Source organism: Dysgonomonas sp. HGC4, from assembly GCF_001261715.1.
Taxonomy (GTDB): domain Bacteria; phylum Bacteroidota; class Bacteroidia; order Bacteroidales; family Dysgonomonadaceae; genus Dysgonomonas_A.
In genome coordinates, this window is record NZ_CVRU01000174.1 from 1 (window position 1) to 3,702 (window position 3,702).

A 3,702-nucleotide genomic window follows, 5' to 3' on the forward strand; every position below is an offset into this window, starting at 1 on the left:
AAGGAATAGTATACCAATTAGTAATAAATATTGATTGTTATATGTATCGGTGAAATCTTTGATTGCAGGTTCGAAAAGTATTTCACGAATGAGGTAATGATTATGTATTAAATATACACCAAATGAAAGAGGTGCTAATTTGTTGATAACATTACTCGAAATAGTCATATTCTTAAAGGTAAAGAACAAACCGATAGCAGCAATAATCAAGAAAGGATTATTATATCTGTTGCCTGGTTCAATCATTTTTCCGAATTGAGTATTGAATAAAAGGGTAATCCCGAAAATGAGCATCGATGCAGCCAGATACAGAAAAAATGGCTTTGGTATTCTAATATTATATTTATTGATATATCGTGCTAAAACGTATATAGTTATAAAGTTATAGATGGAATAGCCGTCTCCCGAAATATATGAATTATTGAATATAAAACTAGAGAAGCAATTTAGAAATAGCATTCCTACGAGAATGATAGTCATTTGCTTTCTATTGAAATATTCTATCGAGTGATTGAGAAGAGGTGCAATAAATAATAACGCTATATATGCAGTAAGAAACCACCAAGTGCCATAGGTAAGACTGCTCGATATGGGGAAAAAGGCTTTTATATAATCACTGATTTCTAATTTATACCCTAATAACAAAACGAGAATAAGAATGCCTAGTGAATAAAATAAGGCTTGTATAATTAATGATACTATGGTTTTTGATTTGAATTTCACACCAAAATATCCAGATATAAAAACAAAGCAATTCACACCAACAAAAAACAAGCTGGTAAGCAGCAGTTCAGTGATGTATAATCCTGTGTTGTTTATATTCTCATGCAATTCTAATCGAAATACATGAAGCATTACGATCATAAGCATGAGAACCAACCTGAGCAGTTCTATATTCGAAGAGCGTGTTTTTATATTCGCATTCATATTTATAGTCCAGTGATACCCATTTTTTTCATAAGGAAGCAGGCATTCATATTTTGAGCTACCCCTTCGCGTATCTTATATGAGAACGTTAACTGATCGTTAGTAATATCTGCCTCAAAGCGGTAATCTTTTACATTATCGGGGTATTCTTGTTCCAGATTTCCGAGTAACAGATCATGAGTTGCAATGATACCGTTTCCGTTGAGCGAGAGCAACTGTTTCATCAAAGCCATAGAGCCTTTTTGCTTGTCTTCCGAATTGGTTCCTTTTAGAATTTCATCTAAAATTATAAATAATTCTTCACCCGATTGCAGGCGATCTATAATCATTTTCAAACGCTTCAATTCGGCAAAGAAGTACGATTCGTTATCAGCCAAAGAATCGGCTGTACGTAAGTTTGTAACTAACCTACATGGATAAAACGTCAACGATTCGGCGCATACAGGAACTCCCGCACATGCTAATGTATGATTGATACCTATGGTGCGTAAGTAAGTGCTTTTACCCGCCATATTGGCTCCTGTGATCACTAAGAAGTAAGGAGTCTTGGAAATATTGACATCGTTGCGTACACATTTATCGCGGTGCAACATAGGGTGTCCTAAAGCTTTCCCTTCAAACGTGAATTTGTCGGAAACCTGAGGATAAGTATAGTCGGGGTGATTAAAAGCGAATACTCCCATAGATACAAGCATATCAAATTGTGCAATAGCTTCGAACCACTGTTCTATTTCCGATTTGTATTTTTCAGTCCATTGCTCTACTTTGATTGCATATTTTACATTCCAAAGCAAATAAGGGTTGAATAGCATCAAAACAGGGAAAGTATAAGAGACAGTAAGGTTGTTATGATACGATTTCAATTGATTTATTGCATGCGAAGCATTCGTTATTCCTTTCAACTGAGACTGTATGTGTTTTAGTTTGTCAGATTGAACACTTTCATCCTCTATGATTTTGAAGAGTTTTGAATATGTATCAAGTACCTTCGATTTTTCGTTGAAGGTTTCCATTATCTGTGCCACCTTTTTTCCGGGAATGAAGCTTATACCCAGTGTCAGGATGTACACTAGCGAATAATATCCTCCTACTATAATATCGAAATAGATAAGTAGTCCGAATGTGATATGGATAAGAGGCATGATATAAACCATACTTTTCCATAAAATGCTATTTTTCAAAATCGAGGGGCGTTTAAATGATGCCGAAAAATCTTTAGAATTCAGGCTGTCGGCTTCGCTCATTTGACCTATTGCTCTGAAATGAGACAGTAATTTGCTTTTTTGTTTAAGCTCTTCCACTGCTTGTTGTTGATCTAAAATGTCTTTCTTGTTCTCAAAAGGATGTATGAATATATCCGCAAGAGTATCTTTTCCGAAAGAGGTTACAGTTCTGTTTATAGACTGGAAGAATGATCTGTTACCAAACAAATCGAGGTCGAGACTGAAACTGTGCTCAGCATTAGCCTTCTCGGGAGCACCATCGAATGCCGAAAAGTCATAATCTATACCTTTCAATTCATTTTGAGCATTTACTATCTGTTGTTCGCAATAGCTCTTTTTTACAAATAACCTGTTGTGATGTTTCATTAATGCCAGAAACACAATAATCAAAGCAATAAGAGTAAGTATAACGGTTGTTGTATCGCCCCACAAAATATAGGTGCTTACTATGGCGGCTATAGCTATAATTAATCGGATGGTTCCTACCCAGAATATAACTTTCTTTAATTGACCAAGTTCGTTATCATATTTATTGATAATACTTGAATAGTAAGACTGTACTTCGTTTAGATTCATTCTATAGAGAGTTTTGAGCTGTTTTTTATTAGTGTTGTAATTGCGATCTAGAATAGTTCATGCAAAATATCCAGCGATTTTAGTGGCTGAAAATCATGTAAATGAATGCGGTAGTATTCCAACATCCGATTTATGATATTTTGCCTGTCCTGTCTCGATAATAAGAATAGGTGCATATTCTCATACGATATTCTGGATAATAAAGATAATACTTTGCTATCAACCTTATTTACATAATGGTTGTGTAATGGTTGATTGCTCACGAATATACCATTCAGCATATCGAAGTAATCATTATCGTGATATTCCTCTAAGTTCGGATAAAAGCCTAAGAATCGGGTAAGTTTCAACATAAATACCAGATGGTAATTTGCCAAACCTTTCTCGGTTTCTTCTAGTACTTGTATCGAATGGCTTAGAAAATTGTAAATGATCTCGTATTCATCAGTATCTTTTAGTATTCGGCTGAGAAATTCGGATAAAAAGAAAACTATGGATGTTTTTACCATATTTCCCGAAATCGAATACAAAGGATAAAGTATATGAGCTTCGCGTATGCGCTGAATGTCTCGTGATGCCTGATGCTCTGTCTCCATGTCGAGTATAGACAAGGGGGCAAAGAGAGACTTCTGTACTTTGGTTGATTTGCTTCGTGACTTGGGAACCATATACGTAACTCGCCCAAAAGCACTGGTGTATACCGAGGCAAGCAGATACTTGTCGTTATAGTTTATCGTACTGAGTACTATGGCTTGAGTCTTATGGAGCATGAGTATGAGCGATATAAAATATTTAATGCGATATTTNNAATAAAGAGGTCTGAGACCTCAATAGATGCGTATCGTGCAAATTTACTCATTTTGACAGACGAAAAAAATCCTTGATGTAATTAACATCAAGGATTTTGTATTATAGTGAGATAAATATCTAAATTATTTACCTGCTTGAGCGTCTTGAATCATTTTTTCGTTTGGAT

3 protein-coding genes are annotated in these 3,702 nt (G+C 35.1%); all 3 read right to left on the bottom strand.

The window, feature by feature from the left end; translation table 11 throughout:
- The coding region (locus HGC4_RS16670) for an acyltransferase (protein ID WP_050711270.1) at positions 1 to 927 on the bottom strand (927 nt) is incomplete at its 3' end.
- Between the two features lie 2 nt (positions 928 to 929).
- Positions 930 to 2,726, bottom strand: coding sequence for a MutS-related protein (locus HGC4_RS16675; protein ID WP_050711271.1), 1,797 nt, complete (start codon positions 2,724 to 2,726; stop codon positions 930 to 932).
- 47 nt (positions 2,727 to 2,773) lie between these two features.
- Positions 2,774 to 3,496 carry a DNA repair protein RecO gene (gene recO, locus HGC4_RS16680; protein WP_050711272.1) on the bottom strand — a complete coding sequence of 241 codons (723 nt, stop codon included), beginning with the start codon at positions 3,494 to 3,496 and terminating at the stop codon, positions 2,774 to 2,776.
- Positions 3,497 to 3,702: the final 206 nt, after the last annotated feature.

Bases quoted from the DNA above. Each gene is read 5' to 3' on its own strand.
- HGC4_RS16675 (WP_050711271.1), bottom strand. From the start codon at position 2,726: ATGAATCTAAACGAAGTACAGTCTTACTATTCAAGTATTATCAATAAA.
- recO (WP_050711272.1), bottom strand. From the start codon at position 3,496: ATGCTCCATAAGACTCAAGCCATAGTACTCAGTACGATAAACTATAAC.